22 protein-coding genes, 3 rRNA genes and 1 pseudogene are annotated in these 26,955 nt (G+C 62.2%); 8 read left to right on the forward strand and 18 right to left on the reverse strand.

Translation table 11 applies throughout. The annotated features are described in order from the left end of the window. Positions 1–35 precede the first annotated feature (35 nt). Positions 36–1,217: an acetyl-CoA C-acetyltransferase gene (locus BST27_RS09225; RefSeq protein ID WP_069418784.1), complete on the reverse strand. Its 1,182-nt coding sequence runs from the start codon at positions 1,215–1,217 to the stop codon at positions 36–38. Between the two features lie 83 nt (positions 1,218–1,300). On the opposite strand from BST27_RS09225, the gene mce reads away from it, so the two are divergent. Continuing rightward, the gene (mce, locus tag BST27_RS09230) at positions 1,301–1,756 is read left to right on the forward strand and encodes a methylmalonyl-CoA epimerase (protein ID WP_069418785.1); all 456 of its coding nucleotides are present in this window, start codon (positions 1,301–1,303) and stop codon (positions 1,754–1,756) included. 30 nt (positions 1,757–1,786) lie between these two features. On the opposite strand, the gene BST27_RS09235 is transcribed toward mce, so the two are convergent. Next, positions 1,787–2,086, reverse strand: a complete 300-nt coding sequence (locus BST27_RS09235) for a hypothetical protein (RefSeq protein WP_079219552.1) — start codon at positions 2,084–2,086, stop codon at positions 1,787–1,789. Beyond that, entirely contained in the window at positions 2,086–2,757 is a 672-nt protein-coding gene (gene nucS / locus BST27_RS09240; protein ID WP_069418859.1) for an endonuclease NucS, read from the reverse strand. The genes BST27_RS09235 and nucS overlap by 1 nt, the downstream gene beginning before the upstream one ends. Before the next feature lie 45 nt (positions 2,758–2,802). Here nucS and BST27_RS09245 point away from each other — a divergent pair, with 45 nt between their 5' ends. The 6 genes and pseudogenes from BST27_RS09245 (at position 2,803) to BST27_RS09270 (ending at position 9,381) form a co-directional block, all read left to right on the forward strand. Then, complete coding sequence (locus BST27_RS09245) at positions 2,803–4,446, forward strand: adenylate/guanylate cyclase domain-containing protein (protein ID WP_069418786.1); 1,644 nt, start codon at positions 2,803–2,805, stop codon at positions 4,444–4,446. 113 nt (positions 4,447–4,559) lie between these two features. Then, positions 4,560–6,047: a DNA-3-methyladenine glycosylase 2 family protein gene (locus BST27_RS09250; protein ID WP_069418787.1), complete on the forward strand. Its 1,488-nt coding sequence runs from the start codon at positions 4,560–4,562 to the stop codon at positions 6,045–6,047. Continuing rightward, positions 6,044–6,541, forward strand: coding sequence for a methylated-DNA--[protein]-cysteine S-methyltransferase (locus BST27_RS09255; protein ID WP_069418788.1), 498 nt, complete (start codon positions 6,044–6,046; stop codon positions 6,539–6,541). The genes BST27_RS09250 and BST27_RS09255 overlap by 4 nt, the downstream gene beginning before the upstream one ends. A 189-nt stretch (positions 6,542–6,730) precedes the next feature. Beyond that, positions 6,731–7,714 carry a PE family protein gene (locus tag BST27_RS34460; protein ID WP_069418789.1) on the forward strand — a complete coding sequence of 328 codons (984 nt, stop codon included), beginning with the start codon at positions 6,731–6,733 and terminating at the stop codon, positions 7,712–7,714. A gap of 112 nt (positions 7,715–7,826) precedes the next feature. Next, positions 7,827–8,024 (forward strand): annotated as a pseudogene (locus BST27_RS35005) (IS1634 family transposase); the annotation flags it as partial. Between the two features lie 334 nt (positions 8,025–8,358). After that, complete coding sequence (locus BST27_RS09270; protein ID WP_069418790.1) at positions 8,359–9,381, forward strand: PE family protein; 1,023 nt, start codon at positions 8,359–8,361, stop codon at positions 9,379–9,381. A 223-nt stretch (positions 9,382–9,604) separates the two neighbouring features. Here the strand turns inward: BST27_RS09270 and rrf are convergent. The 4 genes from rrf to murA all read right to left on the reverse strand — a co-directional run bounded on the left by rrf (position 9,605) and on the right by murA (position 16,271). Continuing rightward, positions 9,605–9,718: ribosomal RNA gene (gene rrf, locus BST27_RS09275) — 5S ribosomal RNA — on the reverse strand. A gap of 98 nt (positions 9,719–9,816) precedes the next feature. Further along, positions 9,817–12,927, reverse strand: a 23S ribosomal RNA gene (locus BST27_RS09280). Positions 12,928–13,208: 281 nt separating this feature from the next. Continuing rightward, positions 13,209–14,729: ribosomal RNA gene (locus tag BST27_RS09285) — 16S ribosomal RNA — on the reverse strand. The 16S, 23S and 5S rRNA genes sit together here, the layout of an rRNA operon. A 288-nt stretch (positions 14,730–15,017) precedes the next feature. Beyond that, positions 15,018–16,271 (reverse strand): UDP-N-acetylglucosamine 1-carboxyvinyltransferase, encoded by a 1,254-nt coding sequence (gene murA, locus BST27_RS09290; protein WP_069418791.1) that lies wholly within the window; start codon positions 16,269–16,271, stop codon positions 15,018–15,020. A gap of 71 nt (positions 16,272–16,342) precedes the next feature. Between murA and BST27_RS09295 the strand changes: the two genes are divergently transcribed. Next, a complete protein-coding gene (locus BST27_RS09295) occupies positions 16,343–16,924 on the forward strand; it encodes a cob(I)yrinic acid a,c-diamide adenosyltransferase (protein WP_069418792.1) in 582 nt (193 codons plus the stop codon). Between the two features lie 14 nt (positions 16,925–16,938). Here BST27_RS09295 and BST27_RS09300 read toward each other — a convergent pair whose 3' ends face one another. The 11 genes from BST27_RS09300 to BST27_RS09350 form a co-directional block, all read right to left on the reverse strand. Then, positions 16,939–17,382, reverse strand: a complete 444-nt coding sequence (locus BST27_RS09300; protein ID WP_069418793.1) for a DUF2550 domain-containing protein — start codon at positions 17,380–17,382, stop codon at positions 16,939–16,941. 7 nt (positions 17,383–17,389) lie between these two features. Further along, the gene (locus BST27_RS09305) at positions 17,390–17,755 is read right to left on the reverse strand and encodes a F0F1 ATP synthase subunit epsilon (RefSeq protein ID WP_069418794.1); all 366 of its coding nucleotides are present in this window, start codon (positions 17,753–17,755) and stop codon (positions 17,390–17,392) included. Positions 17,756–17,800: 45 nt separating this feature from the next. Further along, entirely contained in the window at positions 17,801–19,255 is a 1,455-nt protein-coding gene (gene atpD / locus BST27_RS09310) for a F0F1 ATP synthase subunit beta (RefSeq protein WP_069418795.1), read from the reverse strand. 25 nt (positions 19,256–19,280) lie between these two features. Beyond that, on the reverse strand, positions 19,281–20,198 hold the full coding sequence (locus BST27_RS09315; RefSeq protein ID WP_069418796.1) for a F0F1 ATP synthase subunit gamma: 918 nt from the start codon (positions 20,196–20,198) through the stop codon (positions 19,281–19,283). A 6-nt stretch (positions 20,199–20,204) separates the two neighbouring features. Next, complete coding sequence (gene atpA / locus BST27_RS09320; protein WP_069418797.1) at positions 20,205–21,869, reverse strand: F0F1 ATP synthase subunit alpha; 1,665 nt, start codon at positions 21,867–21,869, stop codon at positions 20,205–20,207. A 52-nt stretch (positions 21,870–21,921) separates the two neighbouring features. Then, entirely contained in the window at positions 21,922–23,262 is a 1,341-nt protein-coding gene (locus tag BST27_RS09325) for a F0F1 ATP synthase subunit B/delta (RefSeq protein WP_069418798.1), read from the reverse strand. A 5-nt stretch (positions 23,263–23,267) separates the two neighbouring features. Next, the gene (locus BST27_RS09330; protein WP_069418799.1) at positions 23,268–23,783 is read right to left on the reverse strand and encodes a F0F1 ATP synthase subunit B; all 516 of its coding nucleotides are present in this window, start codon (positions 23,781–23,783) and stop codon (positions 23,268–23,270) included. A 9-nt stretch (positions 23,784–23,792) separates the two neighbouring features. Then, positions 23,793–24,041: a F0F1 ATP synthase subunit C gene (locus BST27_RS09335; RefSeq protein ID WP_197518098.1), complete on the reverse strand. Its 249-nt coding sequence runs from the start codon at positions 24,039–24,041 to the stop codon at positions 23,793–23,795. Between the two features lie 49 nt (positions 24,042–24,090). Beyond that, positions 24,091–24,843, reverse strand: coding sequence for a F0F1 ATP synthase subunit A (atpB, locus tag BST27_RS09340; protein ID WP_069418801.1), 753 nt, complete (start codon positions 24,841–24,843; stop codon positions 24,091–24,093). Then, entirely contained in the window at positions 24,836–25,294 is a 459-nt protein-coding gene (locus BST27_RS09345) for an ATP synthase subunit I (RefSeq protein WP_069418802.1), read from the reverse strand. Before BST27_RS09345 ends, atpB begins: the two co-directional genes overlap by 8 nt. A 286-nt stretch (positions 25,295–25,580) precedes the next feature. Continuing rightward, positions 25,581–26,780, reverse strand: coding sequence for a glycosyltransferase family 4 protein (locus tag BST27_RS09350; RefSeq protein ID WP_069418803.1), 1,200 nt, complete (start codon positions 26,778–26,780; stop codon positions 25,581–25,583). Between the last annotated feature and the right edge of the window lie 175 nt (positions 26,781–26,955).

Here is a 26,955-nt window from a genome sequence, read left to right on the forward strand (position 1 = left end):
CGTGTCCGCGGATCGTTAGCAAAGCTACTGACGAGTTAACCAGCGCGCAGGATCAACGCGTCGCCCTGGCCGCCGGCGCCGCACAACGCAGCCACTCCGTAGCCCGATCCACGGCGCGCCAACTCGAGCGCCACATGCAGGGTGATCCGTGCCCCTGACATGCCGATCGGATGCCCGACCGCAATTGCGCCACCATTGACGTTGACGATCTCGGGGTTCACGCCGAGTTCCCTCGTAGAGGCCAAGGCCACCGCGGCGAACGCTTCGTTGATCTCCACGACGTCGAGTTGATCGACCGAAATGCCTTCGCGGCCAAGGGCTTTCTTGATCGCGTTGGCCGGCTGCGATTGCAGCGTCGAATCCGGCCCGGCGACCACACCGTGCGCACCGATCTCGGCCAGCCAACTCAACCCCAGTTCCTGGGCCTTTTCTTTGTTCATCACCACAACCGCGGCCGCTCCGTCGGAAATCTGCGACGCGGACCCGGCGGTGATGGTGCCGTCCTTGCGAAACGCCGGCTTGAGACCGGCGAGAGACTCGGCGGTGGTGTTCGCGCGAATGCCTTCGTCCTCGCTGAACTGCAGCGGATCACCTTTGCGCTGCGGAATGCTCACCGGGACAACCTCGTCGGCGAAAATGCCGTCTTTCCAAGCGGCAGCGGCCTTTTGGTGCGATGCGGCGGCGTACTCGTCCTGTTCCTGACGGGTGAACTGGTCGACGTCGTTGCGCTGCTCGGTGAGCGCCCCCATTGGCTGGTCGGTGAATACGTCGTGCAGCCCGTCATAAGCCAAGTGGTCCAAGACCTTGACGTCGCCGTACTTGTAGCCCGCCCTGCTGTCCATCAGCAGGTGGGGGGCTTTTGTCATGGATTCCTGTCCCCCGGCCACCACCACGTCGAACTCGCCGGCGCGGATGAGCTGATCAGCCAAAGCGATCGAGTCGATGCCGGACAAGCACATCTTGTTGATGGTCAGTGCCGGCACATCCCAGCCGATGCCTGCAGCAACGGCAGATTGGCGAGCGGGCATCTGGCCCGCCCCCGCGGTCAGCACCTGCCCCATGATCACGTACTCGACCAATGAGGCCGGAACGTTGCCCTTTTCCAGGGCACCTTTGATGGCGATGGCACCCAGATCGCTGGCGCTGAAATCCTTCAGCGAACCCATCAATTTTCCGATAGGCGTCCGTGCTCCAGCAACTATCACCGACGTCGTCACAACTACCTCCTAAGCGCACGAGAACAGCCCGTCCGGAGAACCCGGTAGAGACAGATTCTTTATATCGAGGTTACCGTTAGGGGGTGACGACCGATCAAGTTGACGCCCGTCAGGTTCTGGGTACCTCGCTGGTTACCGGGCTCGATCACGTCGGCATCGCGGTCCCGGACCTCGACGCCGCAATCGAGTGGTACAACGACCACCTCGGCATGATTCTCGTGCATGAGGAGGTCAACGAGGACCAGGGCATCCGCGAGGCAATGCTGACCGTGCCGGGTTCCACAGCACAGATCCAGCTGATGGCCCCCCTAGACGAGTCATCGGTCATCGCGAAGTTCTTGGACAAGCGCGGGCCGGGCATCCAACAGCTGGCCTGCCGCGTTCGCGATCTCGACGCGATCTGTGAACGGTTGCGCGATCAGGGCGTCCGCCTCGTGTACGAGCAGGCCCGTCGCGGCACGGCAAACTCCCGGATCAACTTCATCCACCCCAAGGACGCCGGCGGCGTTCTGATCGAACTGGTCGAGCCCGCTTCCTGATTTCTTCCTGGTTCCGGCCAATCCGGCTACTCACGACCACTTTCGAGTGGGGCCGCGGGTAGCGCGATTTGCCCAGCACGGGGTGTGCCAGTGCCGGCGTTCCTCGACCGCTTGCGTCAGATCGGTAGGCCAAACCACCACATGCGCTGTGCCAGGCTGGATTTGGTGGTCACATCCGGGGCAGCGATATACCTTGACCGCGCGGGCCGCAGCGACCGGGCGCACTTCGTATTCGTAGCCATCGGGCCCGATCTCCACGCGCCCCGCCATCGGCGCGAACTTTGCCGGCTCGCGGCGCCGCGGCGGCTTACCCCGCCCGCGCCGAGGCATCAGAAGAGCCGGTACTCGTCGCTGTCCATCCCCCGCATGCGATCGTAATCCAATGTCAGGCAACGGATTCCGCGATCATTAGCCAGTGTCCGGGCCTGGGGCTTGATCTGCTGGGCGGCGAACACCCCCTTGACGGGCGCGAGAACGCTGTCGCGATTGAGCAATTCGAGATAGCGGGTGAGCTGCTCCACGCCGTCGATCTCGCCGCGGCGCTTGACTTCCACCGCAACCGCACCGCCCCGCTCGTCACGACACAGCAGATCGACGGGCCCGATCGGGGTCATGTATTCGCGACGAACCAACGTGTATCCCTCACCGAGCAGTTGGACGTGCTCGGCGAGCAACGCCTGCAGATGGGCTTCCACGCCGTCCTTGACCAAACCCGGGTCGACGCCCAGGTCGTGGCTGGAGTCGTGATCGATCGCCTCCACCGTGATTCGCAGCTGTTCGCCGGCCTTGTTCTCGACCACCCAAACCGGAAATTCGCCGTCGACCTCTTCGGTCAACCAGCACGGCGGACTCATCCAATTCAACGGCTTGTAAGCACGGTCGTCGGCGTGAACGCTGACTGACCCGTCAGCCTTGAACAGCAGCAGCCTGCGCGCGGAAGGCAGATGTGCGGTGAGCCGACCTATGTAGTTGACGGTGCATTGAGCAATGACGAGACGCACCCGAATCACCTTAGAGCCTGTTTGACGAATTAGGCTGACGCCAACATGCCGACAAAAGGGTCGCCCAAGAAGACCAACAGGACCACAGCGCAACGCGTGGGCCGAGTGCTCGAGAGGGTCACCCACCAGAGCGGGCGGCCGGACACGCCCGCATACGGGTCGTGGCTGCTGGGGCGGGTCACCGAGAGCCAACATCGTCGGCGGGTCCGCATCCAGGTCATCCTGACGACGTTGATCGTGGTGGCCAACCTGATCGGGATCGGCGTGGCGATCCTGCTGGTAACCGTGGCAATTCCGGAGCCAAGCGTGTTCGAGGACGCCCCGTTATGGATCTCGACCATCGCCGTGCCGATCTACATCGTTCTTGCGGTGGCGTTTGGCGCCTACTGGATCACCCGGCAGACGGTGCTGTCGCTGCGCTGGGCAATCGAGGAACGCAAGCCGGACCGCAACGACTCACGGAACACGTTCCTGGCTCCGTGGCGCGTCGCGGTCGTCGACCTGATCTTGTGGGGAGTCGGCGCCGTGCTGACAACGACCCTGTTCGGGATGGTGAATCACCTGTTCATCCCCCGATTCCTGCTGTCCGTGAGCTTCTGCGGCCTGTTGGTCGCCACCGGCAGTTATCTGCTGGCCGAGTTCGCGCTGCGTCCGGTCGCGGCGCAGGCGCTCGAAGCGGGGCCACCACCGCGACGGCTGGCACCGGGGATCATGGGGCGAACCATGATGGTGTGGCTGATGGGTTCGGGTGTTCCGGTGGTGGGCATCGCCCTGCTGGCCTTCTTCGAGATCGTGTTGCGCAATCTCACCCAGACCCAATTCGCGGTGGGGGTGCTCATCATCTCAACCGTCACCCTGATCTTCGGCTTCATCCTGATGTTGATCCTGGCCTGGCTGACGGCGACGCCGGTCCGGGTGGTGCGTGCGGCGCTCAAACGTGTCGAGCAGGGCGACTTGCGCGGCGACCTGGTGGCGTTTGACGGAACCGAATTGGGTGAGCTGCAACGCGGATTCAACGCGATGGTCGACGGCCTGCGGGAGCGGGAGCGGCTCCGCGACCTCTTCGGCCGTCACGTCGGACGCGAAGTCGCGCTAGCGGCCGAAAAGGAGAAGCCCAAGCTGGGCGGTGAAGAACGCCACGTCGCTGTGGTTTTCATCGACATCGAAGGCTCGACGAAAATGGTGACCAAGCGCCCTCCGGCCGAGGTCGTCGAAGTGCTGAACCGATTCTTCGCAGTCGTCGTCGAAGAGGTGGACCGCCAGCGCGGACTCGTCAACAAATTCGAAGGCGACGCGTCGCTCGCTATTTTCGGCGCCCCTAACAGGCTTGAGAACCCCGAAGACCATGCCCTGGCCGCTGCCCGCGCGATAGCGAAACGACTGGTGGAGGAGGTCCCCGAATGCCCGGCAGGCATCGGCGTGGCCGCGGGCGAGGTGGTCGCAGGCAATGTGGGCTCCAAAGAACGGTTTGAGTACACCGTCATCGGCGAGCCCGTCAACGAGGCGGCGCGACTGTGCGAACTCGCGAAATCCAAGCCCGGCAAGCTGTTGGCCTCGGAGCAGGTTGTGCAGGGCGCGAGCGAAAGTGAGCGCGCCCATTGGTCTTTGGGACGCTATGTGAAGCTGCGCGGTTACGACCAGCGCATCCGGACCGCATCGCCGGTCGAGCCCGCCAAACCCTCAAAGTAGATGACCGCCGCGACGGTTGGACCGTCGCGTAACCCTTGTTGCTCTCACCTGCGATCCACATTGATGTCGCTTTTCCGCCAGTCTTGTCGGCGACCAGGTGTAATTGTCGAAGGGTGCATGAAGATTTCGACCGCTGCTACCGGGCCGTCCAGTCGAAGGACGCCCGGTTCGACGGCTGGTTCGTGATCGCGGTCTTGACCACCCGGATCTACTGCCGCCCCAGTTGCCCCGTGCGTCCCCCGTTCGCCCGCAACGTGCGTTTCCTGCCGACAGCCGCGGCCGCGCAGCGAGAGGGCTTCCGCGCGTGCAAGAGGTGCCGTCCTGACGCGTCGCCGGGCTCTCCCGAATGGAACGTGCGTGGTGATGTCGTCGCCCGGGCCATGCGCTTGATCGCCGACGGCGCAGTGGATCGAGACGGCGTCACCGGCCTCGCCGCACACCTGGGCTACACAACGCGTCAACTTGAGCGACTGCTGCAGGCCGAAGTCGGCGCGGGGCCACTCGCGCTGGCCCGCGCGCAGCGCATGCAGACCGCCCGGATCCTGATCGAGACCACGGATCTCCCCTTCGGCGACGTCGCCTTCGCCGCCGGCTTTTCCAGCATCCGGCAGTTCAACGAGACCGTGCGGTTGGTGTGCGACAGCACACCGACGCAGCTGCGCAAGCGCGCGGCCGCCCGATTTGGGTCCAACACCGCATCGGCGGGCGCGGTGTCGCTACGCCTGCCAGTCCGGACACCGTTCGCCTACGAGGGGGTCTTCGGTCATCTGGCCGCCGGCGCGGTGCCGGGTTGCGAGGAGGTTCGCGACGGCGCGTACCGGCGCACGCTACGGCTGGCGTGGGGCAACGGCGTCGTCGCACTGACCCCGGCACCCGACCACGTGCGGTGCGTGCTGGTCCTCGACGACTTCCGCGACCTCGCGGCCGCCACCGCCCGATGCCGACGGCTGCTGGATCTTGACGCCGATCCGGAAGCGGTAGTGGAAGCGCTCAGCTTTGACCCTCAATTGCGTGCGGTAGTGAATAAAGCTCCCGGACAACGGATTCCGCGAACAGTGGACGAAGCCGAACTAGCCGTGCGGGCCGTCCTAGGCCAGCAGGTTTCCACGAAGGCGGCACGCACCCACGCCGGCAGACTGGTCGCCGCGTACGGCCAGACAATGACCGACCCGCACGGCGGACTGACGCACACCTTCCCGTCCATCGAACAACTGGCTGAGATCGACCCTGCGCATCTGTCGGTTCCCAAGGCGCGCCAGCGGACCGTGACCGCGCTGATCGCCGGGCTCGCCGACGGTAGCGTGACCCTGGACGCCGGATGCGATTGGGAACGCGCGCGTCGACAGTTGTTGGAACTGCCCGGCATCGGTCCCTGGACCGCGGAAGTGATCGCCATGCGCGGACTCGGAGACCCTGACGCGTTTCCGGTCAGCGACTTGGGGTTGAAGCTGGCTGCGAAGCAACTTGGCCTACCCGTCCAGGAGCGGGCACTGCTGGAACACAGCGCCCGCTGGCGGCCGTGGCGCTCCTATGCCACCCAGCATCTGTGGGCCACCCTCGAACATCCGGTAAACGAATGGCCCGTACGGGAGATCGCATGATTCACTACCGCACCATCGACAGTCCGATAGGGCAGCTGACATTGGCCGGCCGCGGTTCGACGCTGACGAATCTGCGCATGGTCGACCAGACCTACGAACCGAGCCGTACCGGCTGGACCGAAGACGGCGGGGCGTTTGGCGATGCCGTCGCCCAATTGGAGGCCTACTTTGCCGGCGAGCTCACCGACTTCGATCTCGAACTCGACCTGCGCGGCAGCGAATTCCAGCTGCGAGTCTGGAAGGCGCTGTTGACAATTCCGTATGGGGAGACGCGGTCTTATGGCGAGATCGCCGAGCAGATCGGCGCCCCCGGCGCGGCCCGCGCCGTCGGATTGGCCAACGGCCACAATCCGATTGCGATCATCGTGCCGTGCCACCGCGTGATCGGTGCCAGCGGAAAACTGACGGGCTACGGCGGCGGCCTGGACCGTAAGCAGACCCTGCTCGGATTGGAGAAGCGCCGGACGCCGGCGGAATTGACCCTGTTCGACTGAACCCGTGGTCGAGGGTTTCCCGCAGACCGCCCTGCCGATCATGGGCGTGCGATGGCGCCAAACTCCAGGGAAAACCCTCTATCGAAGCAGGAAAGCGACTTATATCGTTGGCCCGCAAAATCACGGGTCCGAGGCCGCAGCCCAGAAGTCCTTTGGAGTCGGTCTCGCAAAGGAGTCTGGAGGCTTCCGATGTCGTCGTTTACGTTCGTCAGCCCAGAGGCAGTCACCGCTGCGGCCGCGGAGCTGGCCGAGATCGGATCGACCGTCAGCTCGGCTAACGCCGCGGCAGCCGTCCCCACGACGCAGGTCATCGCGGCCGCCAGCGATGAAGTGTCCACGGCGATCGCGGCGTTGTTCAGTACAAGCGGCCAGCAGTTCCAAGCTCTTTCCGCCCAAGCGGCGACCATTCACGGCGAGTTCGTGAAGCTGTTGAGCGGTGGTGCCGCCCAGTATGTGAGCACTGAGCTCGCAAATGCCCAGCAAACGCTAGCGAACGCGATCGGAGTTGGCCAGAGCGCCGTGTCTGCGGCCGAAACGCAGACCGTCCTACCCCCTCTCAGTTTTCCCACGCCGTTCGGCGAATTCGCGTTGAACTACAGCGAGGTTTACCCGGACGGCTTGAACGGGCCTCTCTCGTCGAGTCTGAGAGTAACCACTCCGCTCGGCTCACTCGTTTGGGAGACGAATGGGATCATGTCGGAGACCGGGAAGGTGATCACAACAACCGGGGGGACATTGATCACGCCACCGGCGGTCCCATTCCTCGCCGCGTTAGCCGGCCCTTACATCACGGGTGGGGCATCGCTGAGCAACAGCACCAACGCGTTCTTCAATGCCGTACAGACCGGGAACCCGTTGGGGGCCGCGGTCGCATGGTTGGGGGCCCCGTTCAATTTCACCGGCGCCGTGCTCTTCGGGCATGAAACGATCTCGATCCCGCTTGGGGAGGAACTCGGCGCGTACCCGCGGACGTTCCACATTCCCTTTGGCGGACTTTTCGCGCCCGCCCAACCCATCCGGGTCACATCGCCCGACTACACGATTGACAACCCCATATGGCAACCGGGGGTGCAGGCCACGAGCCTGGCACATGACATCGCCTACAGCGGAACGCAATTCGGCGGATTCTTCCCGGTCCTGCTGAACACGATCGTAAGCACTTTTCTGCGCTGACTTCGGACACCCGTTGGGTGAGTTCTGCATTTCCAGTTCGCTGACCTGCGCTTTCGCTCGGCTTAGCGGCTCGTCTGGGGCACCAAGCCGGTAGCTTCGGGCCGTGGCGTACATGCGGAAGGTGCGCACGCGCCCTGGGGCCCGGTGACTGTGCAGGTGGTCCGCAAACATCGAGGGGCAGCGCACGATCCTGACGCACGTGGCGTCGGCGCACACCGATGCCCAGCCCGGGATTCTGGCGGGGCAGGCCCGTCGAATCGCCGCGCAGGACCACGGCGTTTTGGATATCGAGGTGCCCGCGCGGACCCAGTAGTCCATCGACGGCATTGCCGACTGGCGAACCGGCACCTTGCCGTTGTCGCGGTTGGCCTGCCCCGTCGCGGGGATGTCGGCCTCGCCGAACGTGAGGGGAGCACCCGGCCCTAGGTCGGTTTCGGGCCACAGTCCACACTCTCGGCGCGAACGACGCGGCCAACTCCAGGGAAATCCCTCTATCGACGCGGCCACACCGACAATACGGTCTTGGATGCCGCGAGGACATCTCGACGAGGCGGTTGCTGGCGCGAAAGCCACTAAGCGCACTCCTGAAAGACCAGTCCCGAAGGCGAACCGTCGTTGCCAGTATCCAAGTTGGAGGTTTCTTGATGCCATCGACATTCATCGCGCCGGAGATCGTGGCTGGGGCCGCTTCGGAGTTGGCCGAGATAGGAGCGGCGATCGGCTCGGCAAATGCGTCGGCCGCAGCACCTACGACGCAGGTACTGGCTGCTGCCGCCGATGAGGTGTCCACGGCGATCGCGGCATTGTTCAGTACCAACGCCCAGCAATTCCAATCCCTCGCCAACCAGGCCTTGAATTTTCACGACGGATTCGTGAAATTGTTGAATAACAGCGCGGCCCAGTACCTCAGCACGGAGCTGACCAATGCTCAACAAGCCCTGGCCAACACGCTGAATGCGCCCATTCAGAACCTTTTGGGCCAACTCGCGATCGGAAGCGCCTCAACCCTGCCAAACCCCGCCGCCTCAGGGACATCCGGCCCAGTCTTGTGGGAGACACCATTCGGCCCGATAAAAGCATGGACGACCGTGGACTACGCCGACGTACTCCCTGGAGCAATGACGATGACGCTAACCCTTGAGACTGCAGTTGGGACCGTGGTGTGGTCCAACAGCGGTTTGTTGTCCCCCCCCTCCTCCCAAATGACCGGGGGAACAATAACCCTGCCCCCGGCGCTTCCGCTGCTAGCGGCCATGGCCGGCCCCTATGTCACCGGGCAAGCCTCGCTCGCGAACAGCAACAACGCATTCTTCGCTGCCATTGCTAATGGTGACTTCGTGGGCGCTACCAGTGCATTCGTATCCGCGCCTTTCGAATTCACCAATTCCATACTGTTTGGCCATCACACGGTCGAGATTGGGTCATCCCAGTTGCCAGCAATTCTGAACACTGGTGGCGTTGGCGGGCAGGATGCCTTCACGCTCAAGATTCCCTTTGGCGGGCTCATGGCTGGTGCTCAGCCCATTTCGGTAACCTATTATGACCAGCCGGGGACGTTTGTGGGTTCAACCTATTCGTATCAGGGCACCCAATTGGGCGGCCTAGGTTATGAAATCGCCCGGGCGACCGGCGGGCTCGCACTCCTCCAGGCAATCGGCGCCATTTAGCGAGAGCCCCGCCACTCCTCACCAGCAGACCACCGTACTCGGCGACATTGGCCGTCGGCGTCGCGGAATCCGAATGCAAGGTCTTGGTTGGCATCGGCCGCCGGCAGCTTAGCGAGCAACGTGGCTCATTGCTGGGCAGTGAGGCGCTCAGCGCCGCGCAGCAGCCGGTCTCGGCGGGCCGGCGCATGCAAAAACACCCCCATTGCTGGGGGTGTTTTTGTGTGTTCGGCGGTGTCCTACTTTTCCACGCGATAAGCGCAGTATCATCGGCGCTGACAGGCTTAGCTTCCGGGTTCGGAATGGGACCGGGCGTTTCCCTGTCGCTGTGGCCGCCGTAACTCTATTTATTTTACACATTCAAGTTTGTTTGGTGGCGGGGTGCAGTGTCTAACGGCATAAATGCCGGAGACGGATAGTGGTTGCGATTGGTTATGTGTTGGTAAGTTTTCGGCCGGTTAGTGCCAGTCCGCTTCACCCATTACTGAGCTTCCACGCCTGGCCTATCGAACCCGTGTTCTGCGGGGGGCCTTATCCCTCCTAGAGGGTGAGAAACCTGATCTTGGAGAAGGTTTCCCGCTTAGATGCTTTCAGCGGTTATCCTGTCCGAACGTAGCTATCCAGCGGTGCCCCTGGTGGGACAACTGGTGCACTAGAGGTTCGTCCGTCCCGGTCCTCTCGTACTAGGGACAGGTTTCCTCAAGTTTCTGACGCGCGCGGCGGATAGAGACCGAACTGTCTCACGACGTTCTAAACCCAGCTCGCGTGCCGCTTTAATGGGCGAACAGCCCAACCCTTGGGACCTGCTCCAGCCCCAGGATGCGACGAGCCGACATCGAGGTGCCAAACCATCCCGTCGATATGGACTCTTGGGGAAGATCAGCCTGTTATCCCCGGGGTACCTTTTATCCGTTGAGCGACACCCCTTCCACTCGGGGGTGCCGGATCACTAATCCCGACTTTCGTCCCTGCTTGACTTGTAGGTCTCGCAGTCAAGCTCCCTTGTGCATTTACACTCAACACCTGATTGCCGTCCAGGTTGAGGGAACCTTTGGGCGCCTCCGTTACATTTTAGGAGGCAACCGCCCCAGTTAAACTACCCACCAGGCACTGTCCGTGAACCGGATATACGGTTCGACGTTAGGTGTCCAATACGATCAGAGTGGTATTTCAACAACGACTCCACCTCAACTGGCGTCGAGGCTTCACAGTCTCCCACCTATCCTACACAAACCGTACCGAACACCAATACCAAGCTATAGTGAAGGTCCCGGGGTCTTTTCGTCCTGCCGCGCGTAACGAGCATCTTTACTCGTAGTGCAATTTCGCCGAGTCTATGGTTGAGACAGTTGAGAAGTCGTTACGCCATTCGTGCAGGTCGGAACTTACCCGACAAGGAATTTCGCTACCTTAGGATGGTTATAGTTACCACCGCCGTTTACTGGGGCTTAAATTCTCCGCTTCACCCTTACGAGTTAACGGGTCCTCTTAACCTTCCAGCACCGGGCAGGCGTCAGTCCGTATACATCGTCTTGCGACTTCGCACGGACCTGTGTTTTTAGTAAACAGTCGCTTCTCACTGGTTTCTGCGACCGGTTTCCGCTCCCACCGCAAGGGTGTTCACGGCATGCCGGTCCCCCTTCTCCCGAAGTTACGGGGGCATTTTGCCGAGTTCCTTAACCATAGTTATCTCGTACGCCTTGGTATTCTCTACCTGACCACCTGTGTTGGTTTGGGGTACGGGCCGTGTGTGAACTCGCTAGAGGCTTTTCTTGGCAGCAGAGGATCACCGAATTCGCCTCAATCGGCTATGCATCACCTCTCAGGATTAATGAGCGACGGATTTGCCTATCGCTCTCCCTACGGGCTTGCCCCAGTATTGCCACTGACTGGTACGGCTACCTTCCTGCGTCACCCCATCGCTTGACTACTACCAACCCGGGTCCCACGCAGCCGGCGATCCTCGCACCCCGAAGGGATTGATAGACCACCATTTGGGTGGTTAGCAGAATTGATTCATCACGGGCGCGCACACACGGGTACGGGAATATCAACCCGTTGTCCATCGACTACGCCTGTCGGCCTCGCCTTAGGTCCCGACTCACCCTGGGCGGACTGGCCTGGCCCAGGAACCCTTGGTCTTTCGGCGGGCAAGGTTCTCACTTGCCTATTCGCTACTCATGCCTGCATTCTCACTCCCCCACCCTCCACCGTAGGTCACCCGACGGCTTCGCTGAATGAGGGACGCTCCCCTACCCACACCTACTTACGTAGATGTGCCGCGGCTTCGGCGGTGTGCTTGAGCCCCGCTACATTATCGGCGCACAATCACTTGACCAGTGAGCTATTACGCACTCTTTCAAGGGTGGCTGCTTCTAAGCCAACCTCCTGGTTGTCTCTGCGACTGCACATCCTTTTCCACTTAGCACACGCTTAGGGGCCTTAGCCGGCGATCTGGGCTGTTTCCCTTTCGACGTACGGAGCTTATCCCCCGCCGTCTCACTGCCACGCTTGACACCACGGCATTCGGAGTTTGGCTGACGTCAGTAACCTGATAGGGCCCATCGGCCATCCAGTAGCTCTACCTCCGTGGTGAACCACGCAACGCTGCACCTAAATGCATTTCGGGGAGAACCAGCTATCACGGAGTTTGATTGGCCTTTCACCCCTACCCACAGCTCATCCCCTCAGTCTTCAACCTAAGTGGGTTCGGGCCTCCACGCGGTCTTACCCGCGCTTCACCCTGGCCATGGGTAGATCACTCCGCTTCGGGTCCAGAACATGCCACTACACCCCTTACGGGGATACGCCCTATTCAGACTCGCTTTCGCTGCGGCTACCCCACACGGGTTAACCTCGCGACATGTCCCTGACTCGCAGGCTCATTCTTCAAAAGGCACGCCATCACCCCACGAGGAGGCTCTGACGGATTGTAGGCGCACGGTTTCAGGTACTCTTTCACTCCCCTCCCGGGGTACTTTTCACCATTCCCTCACGGTACTAATCCGCTATCGGTCATCGAGAAGTATTTAGGCTTACCGGGTGGTCCCGGCAGATTCACAGCAAATTCCACGGGCTCGCTGCTACTCGGGAGCTAAAACAAGGCAGGTGTCGGGTTTTAACGTACCGGGCTCTCACCGTCTACGGCGGACCATCCCAGGCCACTTCCGCTAACCACAACACTTTTTGACTGCCCCTCAGCCAGGTAGAGCTGAGAAGTAATAGTCCCACAACCCCGCACACACAACCCCTACCCGGTATCGCATGCGTACGGTTTAGCCATTTTCCGCGTTCGCTCGCCACTACTAGCGGAATCACAATTGTTTTCTCTTCCTACGGGTACTGAGATGTTTCACTTCCCCGCGTTCCCTCCCGCACCCTATATATTCAGGTACGGGTAACACGACATGACTCGTGCTGGGTTTCCCCATTCGGACATCCTCGGATCCACGCTCGGTTGGCAGCTCCCCGAGGCATATCGCAGCCTCCCACGTCCTTCATCGGCTCTCGATGCCAAGGCATCCACCATGCGCCCTTAGACACTTACAAACACTACAAAAACCAAAGAATAAAATTGCACAAAACAACGCGCCACCGCGAACGGCAACGCATACATTTTGATGCTCGCAACCACTATCCAATTCTCAAACACCACACCCCACCACCAAGATGGTGGGACAACCCTCGAAAACAGCGTCCGAGTGTTGCCTCAGGACCCAATAGTGTGTCTGGCTTTGCTTGTTGTTGCACCCGGCCCCCGTCCACTACAGACGAGAACCCCTCACGGCTCGCACCCCACTTGTTGGGGTGCTTTTCGTGGTGCTCCTTAGAAAGGAGGTGATCCAGCCGCACCTTCCGGTACGGCTACCTTGTTACGACTTCGTCCCAATCGCCGATCCCACCTTCGACAGCTCCCTCCCAAAGGGTTAGGCCACTGGCTTCGGGTGTTACCGACTTTCATGACGTGACGGGCGGTGTGTACAAGGCCCGGGAACGTATTCACCGCAGCGTTGCTGATCTGCGATTACTAGCGACTCCGACTTCACGGGGTCGAGTTGCAGACCCCGATCCGAACTGAGACCGGCTTTAAAAGGATTCGCTTAACCTCGCGGCATCGCAGCCCTTTGTACCGGCCATTGTAGCATGTGTGAAGCCCTGGACATAAGGGGCATGATGACTTGACGTCATCCCCACCTTCCTCCGAGTTGACCCCGGCAGTCTCTCACGAGTCCCCGGCATTACCCGCTGGCAACATGAGACAAGGGTTGCGCTCGTTGCGGGACTTAACCCAACATCTCACGACACGAGCTGACGACAGCCATGCACCACCTGCACACAGGCCACAAGGGAACGCCTATCTCTAGACGCGTCCTGTGCATGTCAAACCCAGGTAAGGTTCTTCGCGTTGCATCGAATTAATCCACATGCTCCGCCGCTTGTGCGGGCCCCCGTCAATTCCTTTGAGTTTTAGCCTTGCGGCCGTACTCCCCAGGCGGGGTACTTAATGCGTTAGCTACGGCACGGATCCCAAGGAAGGAAACCCACACCTAGTACCCACCGTTTACGGCGTGGACTACCAGGGTATCTAATCCTGTTCGCTCCCCACGCTTTCGCTCCTCAGCGTCAGTTACTGCCCAGAGACCCGCCTTCGCCACCGGTGTTCCTCCTGATATCTGCGCATTCCACCGCTACACCAGGAATTCCAGTCTCCCCTGCAGTACTCTAGTCTGCCCGTATCGCCCGCACGCTCACAGTTAAGCCGTGAGATTTCACGAACAACGCGACAAACCACCTACGAGCTCTTTACGCCCAGTAATTCCGGACAACGCTCGCACCCTACGTATTACCGCGGCTGCTGGCACGTAGTTGGCCGGTGCTTCTTCTGCAGGTACCGTCACTTGCGCTTCGTCCCTGCTGAAAGAGGTTTACAACCCGAAGGCCGTCATCCCCCACGCGGCGTCGCTGCATCAGGCTTGCGCCCATTGTGCAATATTCCCCACTGCTGCCTCCCGTAGGAGTCTGGGCCGTATCTCAGTCCCAGTGTGGCCGGACACCCTCTCAGGCCGGCTACCCGTCGTCGCCTTGGTAGGCCGTCACCCCACCAACAAGCTGATAGGCCGCGGGCCCATCCCACACCGCAAAAGCTTTCCACCTCCTAGGCATGCGCCGAGAGGTCCTATCCGGTATTAGACCCAGTTTCCCAGGCTTATCCCAGTGTGCAGGGCAGATTACCCACGTGTTACTCACCCGTTCGCCACTCGAGTACCCCCGAAGGGGCCTTTCCGTTCGACTTGCATGTGTTAAGCACGCCGCCAGCGTTCGTCCTGAGCCAGGATCAAACTCTCCAAACAAAATCGCCTCGGTATCGAGGAGAATTCACAATCAGAGAAATCTGACCTAACAAAAAGACACCAATACTGGCATCTGAAAAAACGACTACACCCACACACGGGGAGTGCTAGGTGCAGTCAAAAAAACAACAAACAAAAACACCAAACACACTATTGAGTTCTCAAACAACACTTGTTCCGCCCGTTTTGGGGCAACCCTGCCAGCTTAATACAGATCCGGCAGGAAAGTCAACTCCCGGTTTCGGTCCTCTTTGTCTTGAGGTCCGCGCCTGATGGCGTTGACGTTGGTTAGTGTACCCGCTCGATCTCCGCTCCCAAAATCCGCAGGTTCTCGACGAATAATGGGTAGCCGCGGTCGATGTGGAAGACGTCGTGGACCTCCGTATCGCCGTCTGCCACAAGGCCGGCCAGCACCAGTCCGGCGCCGGCTCGGATGTCCGAACACCACACCGGAGCGCTCGACAGTTGAGGCAGTCCGCGTACCACCGCGTGGTGTCCGTCGGTGCGGGCATCGGCACCCAGCCGGATCATCTCCTCGACGAACCGGAACCGGGCTTCGAACACGTTCTCGGTGATCATCGAAGTGCCGTCGGCAATTGCTGCGAGCGCGATCGCCATGGGCTGCAAATCCGTCGGAAACCCGGGGAAAGGCAGCGTCGCGACATTGACCGCTTTGGGTCGCTCGTACTGGGCCACGCGGAAACTGTTGTCGGTTTGGGTGACGGTAGCCCCCGCGTCGTGCAGCTTGTGCAGCACCAACTGCAGATGCGACGGATCTATTCCCGTCACCGTGATGTCGCCGCGCGTCATGGCGGCGGCGATGCCCCATGTCGCGGCGACGATGCGGTCCCCGATCACCCGGTGCTCGGTCGGGTTCAGCCGCGGGACGCCGGTGATGGTCATCGTCGGGGAGCCGGCGCCTTCGACCTGCGCGCCCATCTGGTTCAACATCGTGCACAGGTCCACGACATCGGGCTCCCGCGCGGCGTTGTGGATGGTGGTGACGCCCTCGGCCAGGACAGCGGCCATCAAAATGTTCTCGGTAGCTCCCACCGACGGGAACTCCAACTGAATCTCTGCACCCCGCAACGTGTCCGCATGGGCGACCACACAGCCGTGCTCGATATTGCACGTCGCGCCCAGTTGGCGCAGGCCCGCTTGGTGCATGTCCAGCGGACGCGACCCGATCGCGTCGCCGCCCGGAAGAGCAACCCTGGCCTTCTTGCAGCGCCCGACCAACGGGCCCAACACACAGACCGAAGCGCGGAACTGCCGCACCGCCGCGAAGTCGGCGTCGTACTTCGGTTCGTCGGGTGAGGTGATGCGGGCCACGTCACCGTCAAGCTCCACCGTCGCGCCCAGACCGCGCAGCACCTCGGCCATCAACGGCACGTCGAGGATGTCGGGACAGTTGGTGATGGTGCTGGTGCCCTCCGCCAGCAATGTCGCGGCCATCAGCTTGAGGACGCTGTTCTTGGCACCTCCGACGGCGACTTCGCCTGACAACCGGTTGCCACCAGTCACCACGAATCGCTCCGCCACCCGCGTCAGTCTAGTGAAGGGCTATCGGCTTGTCAGTCAGCCGACTCGGTCAGCCGGGTACGGTTTTGGGCATGGCTGTCCACCTGACCCGCATATATACCCGGACCGGCGACGACGGGACCACGGGGTTGAGCGATTTCTCACGGGTGTCCAAGACCGACGAGCGGTTGGTGGCGTACGCGGACTGCGACGAGGCCAACTCCGCGATCGGGGTCGCCCTTGCCCTGGGCGGGCCGGACGAGCAGATCGCGGCTGTGCTCCGGCAGATCCAGAATGATCTGTTCGACGCGGGCGCGGACCTGTCCACCCCGGTGGTGGAGAACCCCAAGCATCCCCCGCTGCGCATCACCCAGGCCTACATCGATCGCCTCGAAAAGTGGTGTGACAGCTACAACGAGGGCCTGCCGGCACTGAATTCGTTTGTGCTGCCTGGTGGCTCACCACTGTCGGCGCTGTTGCACGTCTCGCGGACAGTGGTGCGCCGGGCTGAGCGCTCGGCGTGGGCTGCCGTGGACGCCCATCGGGAGGGGGTCAGCGTGTTACCGGCGAAATACCTCAACCGGCTGTCGGACCTGCTGTTCATCCTCGCCCGCGTGGCCAACCCCGATGGCGACGTGAAGTGGCAACCAGGCGGCGGTCGCGGCGCAAGCTAGGCGCACTACCGCCGTCAGACCCTACGCCGGCGCGAACGCGGCGATGGGCGGGACTCCAGCCAGGACTGAAACGCGGTCAACGCCCCTCTGTCCAAAGCAATTTCGTACCCCGAGCGCCGGTCCTGCGTGGTGTCGCGCAGTTCCAGAACGACGATCTCGTCGGTCATGATGTCGTATTCGTCGCCGCGAGGCCCGCGCCTGCCCACGACCTCCAACCCACGTCTGCTGAGCCGGCGATCCGGCCACAACCGCAAGCTGGACAACCGGTAGAAGGCCGCTTCGCCGCCGCGGTAGCGGATTACGCCGTGCCGCCAGCCGTGACCGCCGACGGCGGGAATGTCGCGCATGATGCCCGCCGTGCCGCCCTGGCGCAGCTTCCACAACCGATAGCTGAGCGCCAGTACCGCCACGCCCAGCACCATGACGAGCACGGCCATAGCGATCATGGGCGCGCTCATCGGACTGCTAGTCGATCACGCCGAGAGCGCGCAATCTAGCGCGCCCCCGGGCGGCGGTCTTCGGGTCGTCGGACTCGGCGTCCTGCCTGGCGGCGCTCTCGTCGATGTCCTTTTCGAACTCGGCTGATTCGGCGAGCACGCTGATGCCATCTTCCGTGACCGTCAAGAAGCCCCCGTCGACCGCTATGCGCAAGTCGTCCCCTTCTTCGCGTTCGACACGCACCATGGCGTCATCAACCAACTGCGCCACCAACGGAATGTGGTTGGGCAGGATGCCGATCTCGCCAACGGTGGTGCGAGTGAACAGGAACGTTGCCTCGCCCGACCAGATCTTGCGGTCGACGGCGACGATCTGAACGTTCAATACGGCCATGTCACAACACCTCCGCTGCGTGCCGGGTCAGGTAGCCGTGCCCGATCACAGCTTGACGTCGAAGGTCTCGGCCTTCTTGGCCAAGTCGTCCAGTCCGCCGATCAAGAAGAAGGCCTGCTCGGGTACGTGGTCGAAGTCGCCCTTGGTCAGCTTGTCGAACGCTTCGATGGTCTCCTTCACCGGCACCGTGGAACCCGGCTGGCCGGTGAACTGCTCGGCGGCCATCATGTTCTGCGACAAGAACCGCTCGATACGCCGCGCCCGGTTGACCAACTGCTTGTCTTCTTCCGACAGCTCGTCGATACCCAGAATGGCGATGATGTCTTGAAGGTCCTTGTAGCGCTGCAGGATTCGGATGACTTCCTGCGCTACCCGGTAGTGCTCGTCGCCGACGACGCTGGGGTCGAGGATGGTTGAGCTGGACGCGAGCGGGTCCACCGCGGGGAAGATGCCCTTGGAGAACACCGAACGCGACAGCTCGGTGGTCGCGTCGAGGTGGGCGAAGGTGGTTGCCGGCGCCGGGTCGGTGTAGTCGTCGGCGGGCACGTACACGGCCTGCATGGACGTGATGGACTTGCCTCGGGTCGAGGTGATGCGCTCCTGCAGCTCGCCCATCTCGTCTGCCAGCGTCGGCTGGTAACCCACCGCGGACGGCATACGACCGAGCAGCGTCGACACCTCGGAGCCGGCCTGGGTGAAGCGGAAGATGTTGTCGATGAACAGCAGCACGTCCTGGCCGGCTTCGTCGCGGAACCACTCCGCCATGGTGAGCGCGGACAGGGCCACCCGCATACGGGTGCCGGGCGGCTCGTCCATCTGACCGAACACCAGGGCGGTGTCCTTGAGGACGTCGGCTTCCTTCAGCTCGACCCAGAGGTCGTTGCCCTCACGGGTCCGCTCCCCCACGCCGGCGAAAACCGAAGTGCCACCGAAGTTACGGGCGATACGGTTGATCATCTCCTGAATCAGCACCGTCTTGCCCACGCCGGCACCGCCGAACAGTGCGATCTTGCCGCCACGCACGTACGGGGTCAGCAGGTCCACGACCTTGAGGCCGGTCTCGAGCATCTCGGTACGAGGCTCCAAGTCCTCGAAGGCCGGCGGCTTGCGGTGGATCGACCAGTGGTCGAAGTCCTCGCCGTACCCCTCCTCGTCGAGGCAGCGCCCCAACGCGTTGAAGACGTGGCCCTTGACCTTCTCGCCCACCGGCACCGAGATCGACCGACCCGTGTCGATGACCTCGACGCCACGCACCAAGCCGTCGGTGGGCTGCATCGAGATGGTGCGCACCAGGTTGTCACCCAGGTGCTGCGCCACCTCCAGGGTGAGCGTCTTCTTCAGCGACTCGAAGGGAATGTCGGCGTGCAACGCGTTGAACAGTTCCGGCACGGAACCACGCGGAAATTCGACGTCGACGACGGGACCCGTGATCCGAACCACGCGGCCGTTGGTGTCGGATCCGCCCGACTTCTTGTCAGTCGTTTCTGAAGTGGCAGTCATAGTTCTTTCGCTTCCTCGTCGGGCCTTATTTGGAGGCGTCGGCGAGCGCGTTTGCGCCACCGACGATTTCGCTGATCTCTTGGGTGATCTGGGCCTGCCGCTCGCGGTTGGCTTGCAACGTCAGGTCCTTGATCAATTCGTCGGCGTTGTCGGTCGCCGACTTCATGGCGCGTTGGCGCGATGCCAGTTCCGAGGCGGCCGATTCCAGCAGCGCCGAATACACGCGCGTCGTCAGGTATCGCGGCAGCAGGGCCTCGAACAGCGTGGTCGCATCCGGCTCGAAGGAGTACAGGGTGTGCGGACCGGTGTCTTCCTCGACGTACTCCACGACCAGCGGTGCGATCCGGTGGGCCACCGCTTGCTGCGACATCATCGACTTGAATTCCGTGTAGACGATGTGCAATTCGTCAACGCCCTCTACCCCATCGGCGTTGTCGTCGTCATCGTCCCTGCCCGCCATGAACGTCTCGACCAGAGTGTCGCCGATTTCCGCCGCGTTCTCGGGTTGGGGTTGCTCGGAAAAGCCCGTCCAAGCTTGCTTGATGTCCCAGTTTCGGAACGAGAAGTAGTTCTGGGCTTTACGGCCGACCGTGTACAGAACCGGCTCCTTGCCTTCCTCCCGCAGCAGGGAGAACAACTCCTCCGACCGGCGGAAAATGCTGGAGTTGTAGGCACCACACAGACCACGGTCGGAGGACACCACCAGAACGCCCGCCCGCGTTGGGTTTTCACGCTCGACGAGCAACGGATGGTCCAGCGCCGCCTCTGCGGACAGGGTAAGCAGCGTCGAGGTGAGCAGGAAGTTGTACGGACGTGCGGATTCCAGCCGAGCCTGAGCCCTGCCGATGCGCGAGGTCGCGATCAGTTCCTGGGCCTTGGTGATCTTCTTGATCGAGCCCGCCGAACGAATCCGGCCTCGAAGTTCGCGAAGTGTGGCAGCCATTTTTAGCTACTTCTTGTCCTTCTTGTCCTTGGACTTGGGCTTTTCCTTCTTGACCTTGACGGATTCCTTCTCCAGTTCCTCTTCGTCCAAGGGTGCGACGTGCTCGTCGCGCACCACTGACTCGCCGGTGCTGGTCGAGAAGCCCCTCTTGAAGTGGTTGATGATGTCGACGAGCTTGTTTTCGGCTTCCTCGGTGAGCTTTTCGGTCGTGCGAATCTCGTCGAGGAACCCTTGCTCGGAGGCCCGGATGTGGTCCAGCAGCTCGGCTTCGAAGCGCTTGACGTCCTCGACCGGCACCGAGTCCAGGTGGCCGCCGGTACCCAGGAAGATCGAAACCACCTGCTCCTCGACGGGCATCGGCTGGAACTGCGGCTGCTTGAGCAACTCGACCAGACGCTCGCCGCGCGCCAGCTGCTTCTTCGAGGTTTCGTCGAGGTCCGAGGCGAACGCGGCGAAGGATTCCAGTTCGCGGTACTGCGACAGATCCAGGCGCAGCGAACCGGCCACTTCCTTCATCGCCTTGATCTGCGCGGCGCCACCGACGCGGGACACCGACACACCGACGTTGATGGCCGGCCGGACACCCTGGTTGAACAGGTCGCTCTCCAGGAAGCACTGCCCGTCGGTGATCGAGATGACGTTGGTCGGGATGTAGGCCGAGATGTCGTTGGCCTTGGTCTCGATGATCGGCAGCCCGGTCAGCGAACCGCCACCGAGCTCGTCGGACAGCTTGGCGCAGCGCTCCAACAACCGGGAGTGCAGGTAGAAGACGTCACCGGGGTAGGCCTCGCGACCCGGCGGGCGGCGCAGCAGCAGCGAGATCGCGCGGTAGGCCTCGGCCTGCTTGGTCAGGTCGTCGAACACGATCAGCACGTGCTTGCCGTCGTACATCCAGTGCTGGGCGATCGCCGAACCTGTGTACGGCGCAAGCCATTTGAAGCCGGCCGAGTCGGAGGCCGGGGCCGCCACGATGGTGGTGTAGTCCATCGCGCCGCCCTCCTCCAGAGCCTGGCGCACGGCGGCGATGGTGGTGCCCTTCTGCCCGATGGCCACGTAGACGCAGCGCACCTGCTTCTTCTCGTCGCCGGTCTCCCAGTTCTTGCGCTGGTTGAGGATCGTGTCCACGCAGACCGCCGTCTTGCCGGTCTTGCGGTCGCCGATGATCAGCTGACGCTGCCCGCGGCCGATCGGCGTCATGGCGTCGATCGCCTTGATGCCGGTCTGCAGCGGCTCCCGCACACCTTGGCGCTGCACCACCGACGGCGCCTGCAACTCGAGCGCGCGGCGTTGGTCGGTCTCGATGTCGCCGCCACCGTCGATCGGCTGGCCGAGCGGGTTGACCACGCGGCCCAAGAACGCATCACCGACCGGCACGGACAGCACGTCGCCGGTGCGCTTGACCTGCTGGCCCTCTTCGATCTTGTCGAAGTCACCGAGGATGACCGCGCCGATGCTGTGCTCGTCCAGGTTGAGGGCGACACCAAGGACGCCGCCCTCGAACTCGAGCAGCTCCTGTGTCATCACCGACGGCAGACCCTCGACGTGGGCAATACCGTCCCCCGCGTCGACGACGGTGCCGACCTCTTCACGGGAGGTGTCGGAGGTGAACGAACTTACGTACTCTTCAATCGCGCTCTGAATGTCATCAGCGGAGATTGTCAAGTCGGCCATGGCTTTTCGTCTTCCTACTTCGGAGTTTGTGGTGACTAGTTCGTATTTGGGGTTAATCGGGCAACTGGGCTTCGGCGGCAGCCAAGCGTGACTTCAACGAGCCGTCGATCACCTCGTCGCCCACCGAGATCAACAGGCCACCGAGCAGATCGGGATCCACTTGAAGCTGCACCGCCACCGGATGCCCGTAGATGCGGCTCAGTACCTCACCCAGGCGGGTGCGTTGAGCATCGCGGAGCTCGGCGGCGGCGCTGACTTGGGCGACGATCTCGCCGCGGCGCGCTACGGCGACGTCAGCCAACAGTGCAATGGCTTCATCCGCCGGCTGACCCCTCAACAGCTCGATCGTGTGGGACAGCAGCGCTTTGGTGGTCTTGTCGACGTCGCCGCTCGCGCTGTCAAGCACCTTGCGGAGCAATTCGACGCGGCCCTCGGCCGATGTCGTCTGGTCGCCCAACAGGATGGCCAGGCGCGGCTGCGTGTCAACAACGCGGGCGAACCGGAACAACTGGTCTTCGACTTCTTCGGCCCGACCCTCGCGCTGGGCGACCTCCAACAGCGCTTGCCGCGACACGTGCTCGAGGGCATCGATCAGGTCCCCGTTGGCCGACCAACGCTCCGAAACCGCCGTCTTGAGGATGTCGAGCGTGGAGTCGGCGACCTTGCCCGAGACCAGCCGCTCGATGAGTTTGACTCGCGGCGAGGCCTCTTCGGCCGGCACGGTCAGGTACCGGGTCACCACAACTTCGCGGTTGAGCAGGCCGGCGACCGAAACCAGCTCATCGGCCAGCTTTTCCAACGCCGACTCGTCGAGATCCTTGGCGATGGTGTCGAACCGGTCGACCAGGTTGCCCAGTGCGCGTCGGCTGGCGGACCGCATCTTTGCCAGCACGGGGTACTCGATCTCGGCCGGCTCGGGTGCCATCTCGTCGAGTTCGTCGAGGAACCGGTCGACGGTGGCCGCTCGCTGCTCCTCATCGGCAACGTAGTCGCGCACCAATTCCCTTGCCTGACGCACGGATTCGTGGCCGAGCTCCAAGCGGAGCTGACGGGTCAGTTGCACCCGGAGCAATTCCACCTGGCGCACACCCTGTGCCTTGATGCGTTCCGCGTCGGACTCGGCCTGAGCCTGCAGCTGCTCGGTGATGCGCTCGGCGTCGGCCTTGGCCTCTTCGACGAGGCGCTCCGCTTCGTCCTTTGCCCGTTGCACGGCCTGGCTGTGCGCGGTGGTCGACTCGGTCAGCCGCTTGCCGGCCTTCTCCGAATCTGCCAGCTGCTGACGCACCAGGTTCTGCCGATCGGTCATCAAGCGGCGCACCGGCGGGACGACATACTTCACGACCAGGAACACGATGAGTGCAAAGCCGATTAGTTGGCCAATGAAAGTTGACATGGTGGCTACCTGGTCGTCGCAGACGGCGTCACGTCGACTCCAAGGATTCGACTGGCCAAGGTGGCCGACATGGTTCCGACGTTGGCACGCAAGTCCATTTCGACGGAGTCCCTTTCGCGCTTCAGTTGCTCGTTGGCGGTTGCCAGCGTCGCCGCCACCTCTTGCTCGGCTCGAGATCGCGCCTGCTCAATGACTTTGCGACCCTCGATCCGGGCATTGTCACGGAAGGTGCCCGCCTGAGCTCGGGCCTCCTTCATGGCTTCTTCGTAGTCGCTCTCGGCCGCCGCGAACTGCTCCGACGCCTTCTTGTTGTCCGAGATCGTCTTGGCCACGATGGCTTCACGTTCCCGCAGCACCCTCAGGATTGGTGGCACCACCCATGTGCTGATAACGCCGAGCACGATCAGGAAGATCGCCAGCACAAAGAAAAATGTGGCGTCGGGAATGAGGAAGTTCTTCTGGCCTTCCGCTACGACGTCAACAGCCGAAGCAAGAAGGCGCACTTCGCCTTCAGGACCCATCACTACGAATTACGAGGCGCCGGGAGTGGCAAAGACAAACAACGCCATGAACGCCAAGTTGATGAAGTAGGCCGCCTCAACCAGACCGACGGTGATGAAGAACGGCGTGAACAACCGTCCCTGCGCCTCGGGCTGGCGGGCAACACCGGAAATCAGCGCGTTACCGGCGATGCCGTCACCGATACCAGCACCGATGGCGCCGCCACCCATGATGATTCCACCGCCAATGAGGGCGCCGGAAACGATTTGGGGATCCAATGCCATTCTTATCCTCCTTGATAACGCTGGTAGCGGTCTACCAGGATTTTTAGTGGTGGTCTTCTTCTAACTCCATGGCCTGACTGAAGTACAGGATCGTCAGCAGCGCGAAAATGAACGCCTGGATGGCGCCGACGAACAGGTCGAAAGATTTCCAGATCGCATTCGGCAACCACATGATGTACCACGGGAACATCGCGATCAGCGAGACCAGAATCCCGCCGGCGAAGATGTTGCCAAAAAGACGGAGCGACAACGAGATCGGCTTCGCAAGCTCTTCGACGACGTTGATCGGCGCGAGCAGCGTGACGTGCCCCTTCAAGACCTTGACGGGGTGCCCGATAATGCCGCGGCGCCAAATGCCCGCCGCGTGATAGCAGATGAAGACGAAGAGGGCCAGCGCCAGCACGTAGTTGATGTCCGCGGCCGCCGACGACAGCAATTCGGTTGTCTTCCCGTCTTCCTGGTACTGCAGCGGGAGAACGGAAAGCCAGTTCGAGATCAGGATGAACACGAAGATGGTGACCGCGAGCGGCAGGACAAACGGGGCGATGCGCATGCCGATGGCGCTTTCCACCTGGCCACGCATCTGGATGGTGATCGCCTCGAAGAACAGTTGCACCCCACTCGGCACATCCGTCGAGGTGACCTTGGAACGCAAATAGAAGGCCAGCGCGATGACGATCGCCGCGGCGATGGCCGTGGACAGGATCGTGTCAATGTTGACGGTGAATCCAAGCAATTCGGCAGTGCGGTGGTGACCAACCTCGATGCCAGCTTCCGCCATGATCGACTCATTCATCGCTGATGCGCCCCTCCGTCCCTACCGCTTCTGCCTCCGGTTGCCCGCTTCGCAGTTTCTTCCAAACCGGCAATGCGGTCATTGCCACCAGTAACACCTGGAAGAGCGCCAGTCCAAACATCACACCCAAACCGGAAGGCCGGAAGATGAAGGCAATAACGAGCGCGATGACGGTGATGACCGCGAGCCGTGACGCCGAGTTCAGCGCCATCGTGCTTTTCATCGGATGGTCTTTGGCGGTGATGTTGGCGACCGACCGCCGCACCAGGAGCGCGTTGAGCAAACCCAGCAGCATCCCGAGGCCGAAGAACGCACCGATCTTCAGCTGACCGTTCAGTCCGGTGAGCAGAAGCGCCACCGCCGTCACGCCAGCGCTGATGACCAGCAAAAGAACTGGACGAAACGCAACGGACGGAAACACCAACGGCGCGTCCTGCGCTGGTGTCGTCACTTCGGTACCTCAATCCGGGTTTACGTGGCGGGAAACACTCGACTGGCTGTTTTGTGGCCCGCCGAGCGTATCGCAAGGCTCATGGTGGAATCACCCAAGGGGTCACTCCCTGTGTCGGTCGTTAATCGGCACGCTCGAATGTGCATCCGACGGGCCGGTTGGCCGGCAACCCGCGAAGTTTATTTCGGGGTTCTACCAGCACCGTACCATAAGGAACACGCCACTACTACTGACTGTCGTAGTGGCCCTCGCAGGCGTTGCCGGACGGGCGGCGATCGCCTCCCGGCTAGTCATAGTCGAGGTATTCGTCGTCCTCGTCATCGCGACGCAGGAGGGGTATCACCGTCGCGACCCCTGCCACGAAAATCGCGCCCAGCATCACCGCCCCCGTATGTCGGGGGTCGAAGAAGATCGTGCTGGCGGCACCGAAGGCGACGATGCCCACCCAGAGATAGATCAACAGCACCACACGTCGATGCGAGTGGCCGATCTGCAGCAATCGGTGGTGCAGGTGCATCTTGTCGGGGGTGAAGGCGCTACGGCCAGCACGCGTGCGACGAACGATGGCCAGCAGCAAGTCGAGCATCGGCACGAACATGACCGCCACCACCAGCAGGAAGGGCGACAACAGAGCAAACACGTCGCGGGCACCGTAGGCGTTCTGGGAAACGGGGCCGGCGGCGGTGGTGGACGCCGCGGCGAGCATCAGGCCGATGAGCATCGACCCGGAGTCACCCATGAAGATCTTGGCCCGGTGGAAGTTGTGCGGCAGGAAGCCGAGGCACGCTCCCGCGAGCACTACCGAGATCACCGCGGGCGGATAAAACAACACGTCACCGCCATGATCCCGAAGCAGACCGACCGAGAACATACAGATGGCCAGCGCCGTGATGAGGCCTAGTCCGGCGGCCAGGCCGTCGAGTCCGTCGACGAAGTTCATTGCGTTGACGATCGAAACCGTCAGCGCCAAGGTGAGCAGGATCGACGAGGCTTGGTCCAACACGATGGTTCCGACGCCGCCGAATGGGATGTAGAGCACGCTCCAGGCAACTCCCATGGTGACCAGCACGCTGGCCGCCGTGATCTGCCCAGCAAACTTGGTCAGGGCGTCCAGACCCCATCGGTCATCGATCAACCCGATGCCCATGATGACCGCTCCCGCCACCAACACGGCGGGCATGCCGGTTGAATAGACGAAGCCGCGCGTGAGCGCCGGAAGCTGCGAAGCGAGGAAGACCGCCGAAACGACACCGAGGAACATCGCCAGCCCGCCCATCCGCGGGGTTGGCGTGACGTGCACGTCCCGTTCTCGTGGATAGGCCACCGCACCCAACCGGGTAGCGAGCACGCGCACCGGTCCGGTGGCGAAATACGTGATGATGGCGGCGGTCAGGCCGACGAGGGCCAGTTCGCGCAGTGGGACACCGGCGCTGCGATCATTGAGTGCTAGCAAGCCACCGGCAAGGCTGGCCACGTCGCTGGACACCTCGAGACCCTACTTCACCAACCTGCTCACCAACCTGGGAGGTCCGCTTGCGGATGCGGTCTGCGCAGTGAATGCCGCCAGTTGTGGGGTCAGCTGTCGGTCTTTCACAGCAGCCACACCTGTACCGTGAGCCGGGCAGCAATCGACTTTGAAATGCGCCATCGCCGGCGATAGC

Origin of the sequence: Mycobacterium intermedium (assembly GCF_002086275.1) — a bacterium.
In the GTDB taxonomy this organism is placed as follows: domain Bacteria; phylum Actinomycetota; class Actinomycetes; order Mycobacteriales; family Mycobacteriaceae; genus Mycobacterium; species Mycobacterium intermedium.

Excerpts from the sequence above, each read along its gene's own strand:
- BST27_RS09315 (WP_069418796.1), bottom strand. The coding sequence starts at position 20,198 with ATGGCTGCCACACTTCGCGAACTTCGAGGCCGGATTCGTTCGGCGGGC.
- BST27_RS09255 (WP_069418788.1), top strand. The coding sequence starts at position 6,044 with ATGATTCACTACCGCACCATCGACAGTCCGATAGGGCAGCTGACATTG.
- BST27_RS34460 (WP_069418789.1), top strand. The coding sequence starts at position 6,731 with ATGTCGTCGTTTACGTTCGTCAGCCCAGAGGCAGTCACCGCTGCGGCC.
- BST27_RS09235 (WP_079219552.1), bottom strand. The coding sequence starts at position 2,086 with ATGCCTCGGCGCGGGCGGGGTAAGCCGCCGCGGCGCCGCGAGCCGGCA.
- BST27_RS09295 (WP_069418792.1), top strand. The coding sequence starts at position 16,343 with ATGGCTGTCCACCTGACCCGCATATATACCCGGACCGGCGACGACGGG.
- BST27_RS09270 (WP_069418790.1), top strand. The coding sequence starts at position 8,359 with ATGCCATCGACATTCATCGCGCCGGAGATCGTGGCTGGGGCCGCTTCG.
- BST27_RS09245 (WP_069418786.1), top strand. The coding sequence starts at position 2,803 with ATGCCGACAAAAGGGTCGCCCAAGAAGACCAACAGGACCACAGCGCAA.
- BST27_RS09305 (WP_069418794.1), bottom strand. The coding sequence starts at position 17,755 with ATGGCCGTATTGAACGTTCAGATCGTCGCCGTCGACCGCAAGATCTGG.
- atpB (WP_069418801.1), bottom strand. The coding sequence starts at position 24,843 with ATGAATGAGTCGATCATGGCGGAAGCTGGCATCGAGGTTGGTCACCAC.
- atpD (WP_069418795.1), bottom strand. The coding sequence starts at position 19,255 with ATGACTGCCACTTCAGAAACGACTGACAAGAAGTCGGGCGGATCCGAC.
- atpA (WP_069418797.1), bottom strand. The coding sequence starts at position 21,869 with ATGGCCGACTTGACAATCTCCGCTGATGACATTCAGAGCGCGATTGAA.
- BST27_RS09300 (WP_069418793.1), bottom strand. The coding sequence starts at position 17,382 with ATGAGCGCGCCCATGATCGCTATGGCCGTGCTCGTCATGGTGCTGGGC.
- BST27_RS09325 (WP_069418798.1), bottom strand. The coding sequence starts at position 23,262 with ATGTCAACTTTCATTGGCCAACTAATCGGCTTTGCACTCATCGTGTTC.
- BST27_RS09330 (WP_069418799.1), bottom strand. The coding sequence starts at position 23,783 with ATGGGTCCTGAAGGCGAAGTGCGCCTTCTTGCTTCGGCTGTTGACGTC.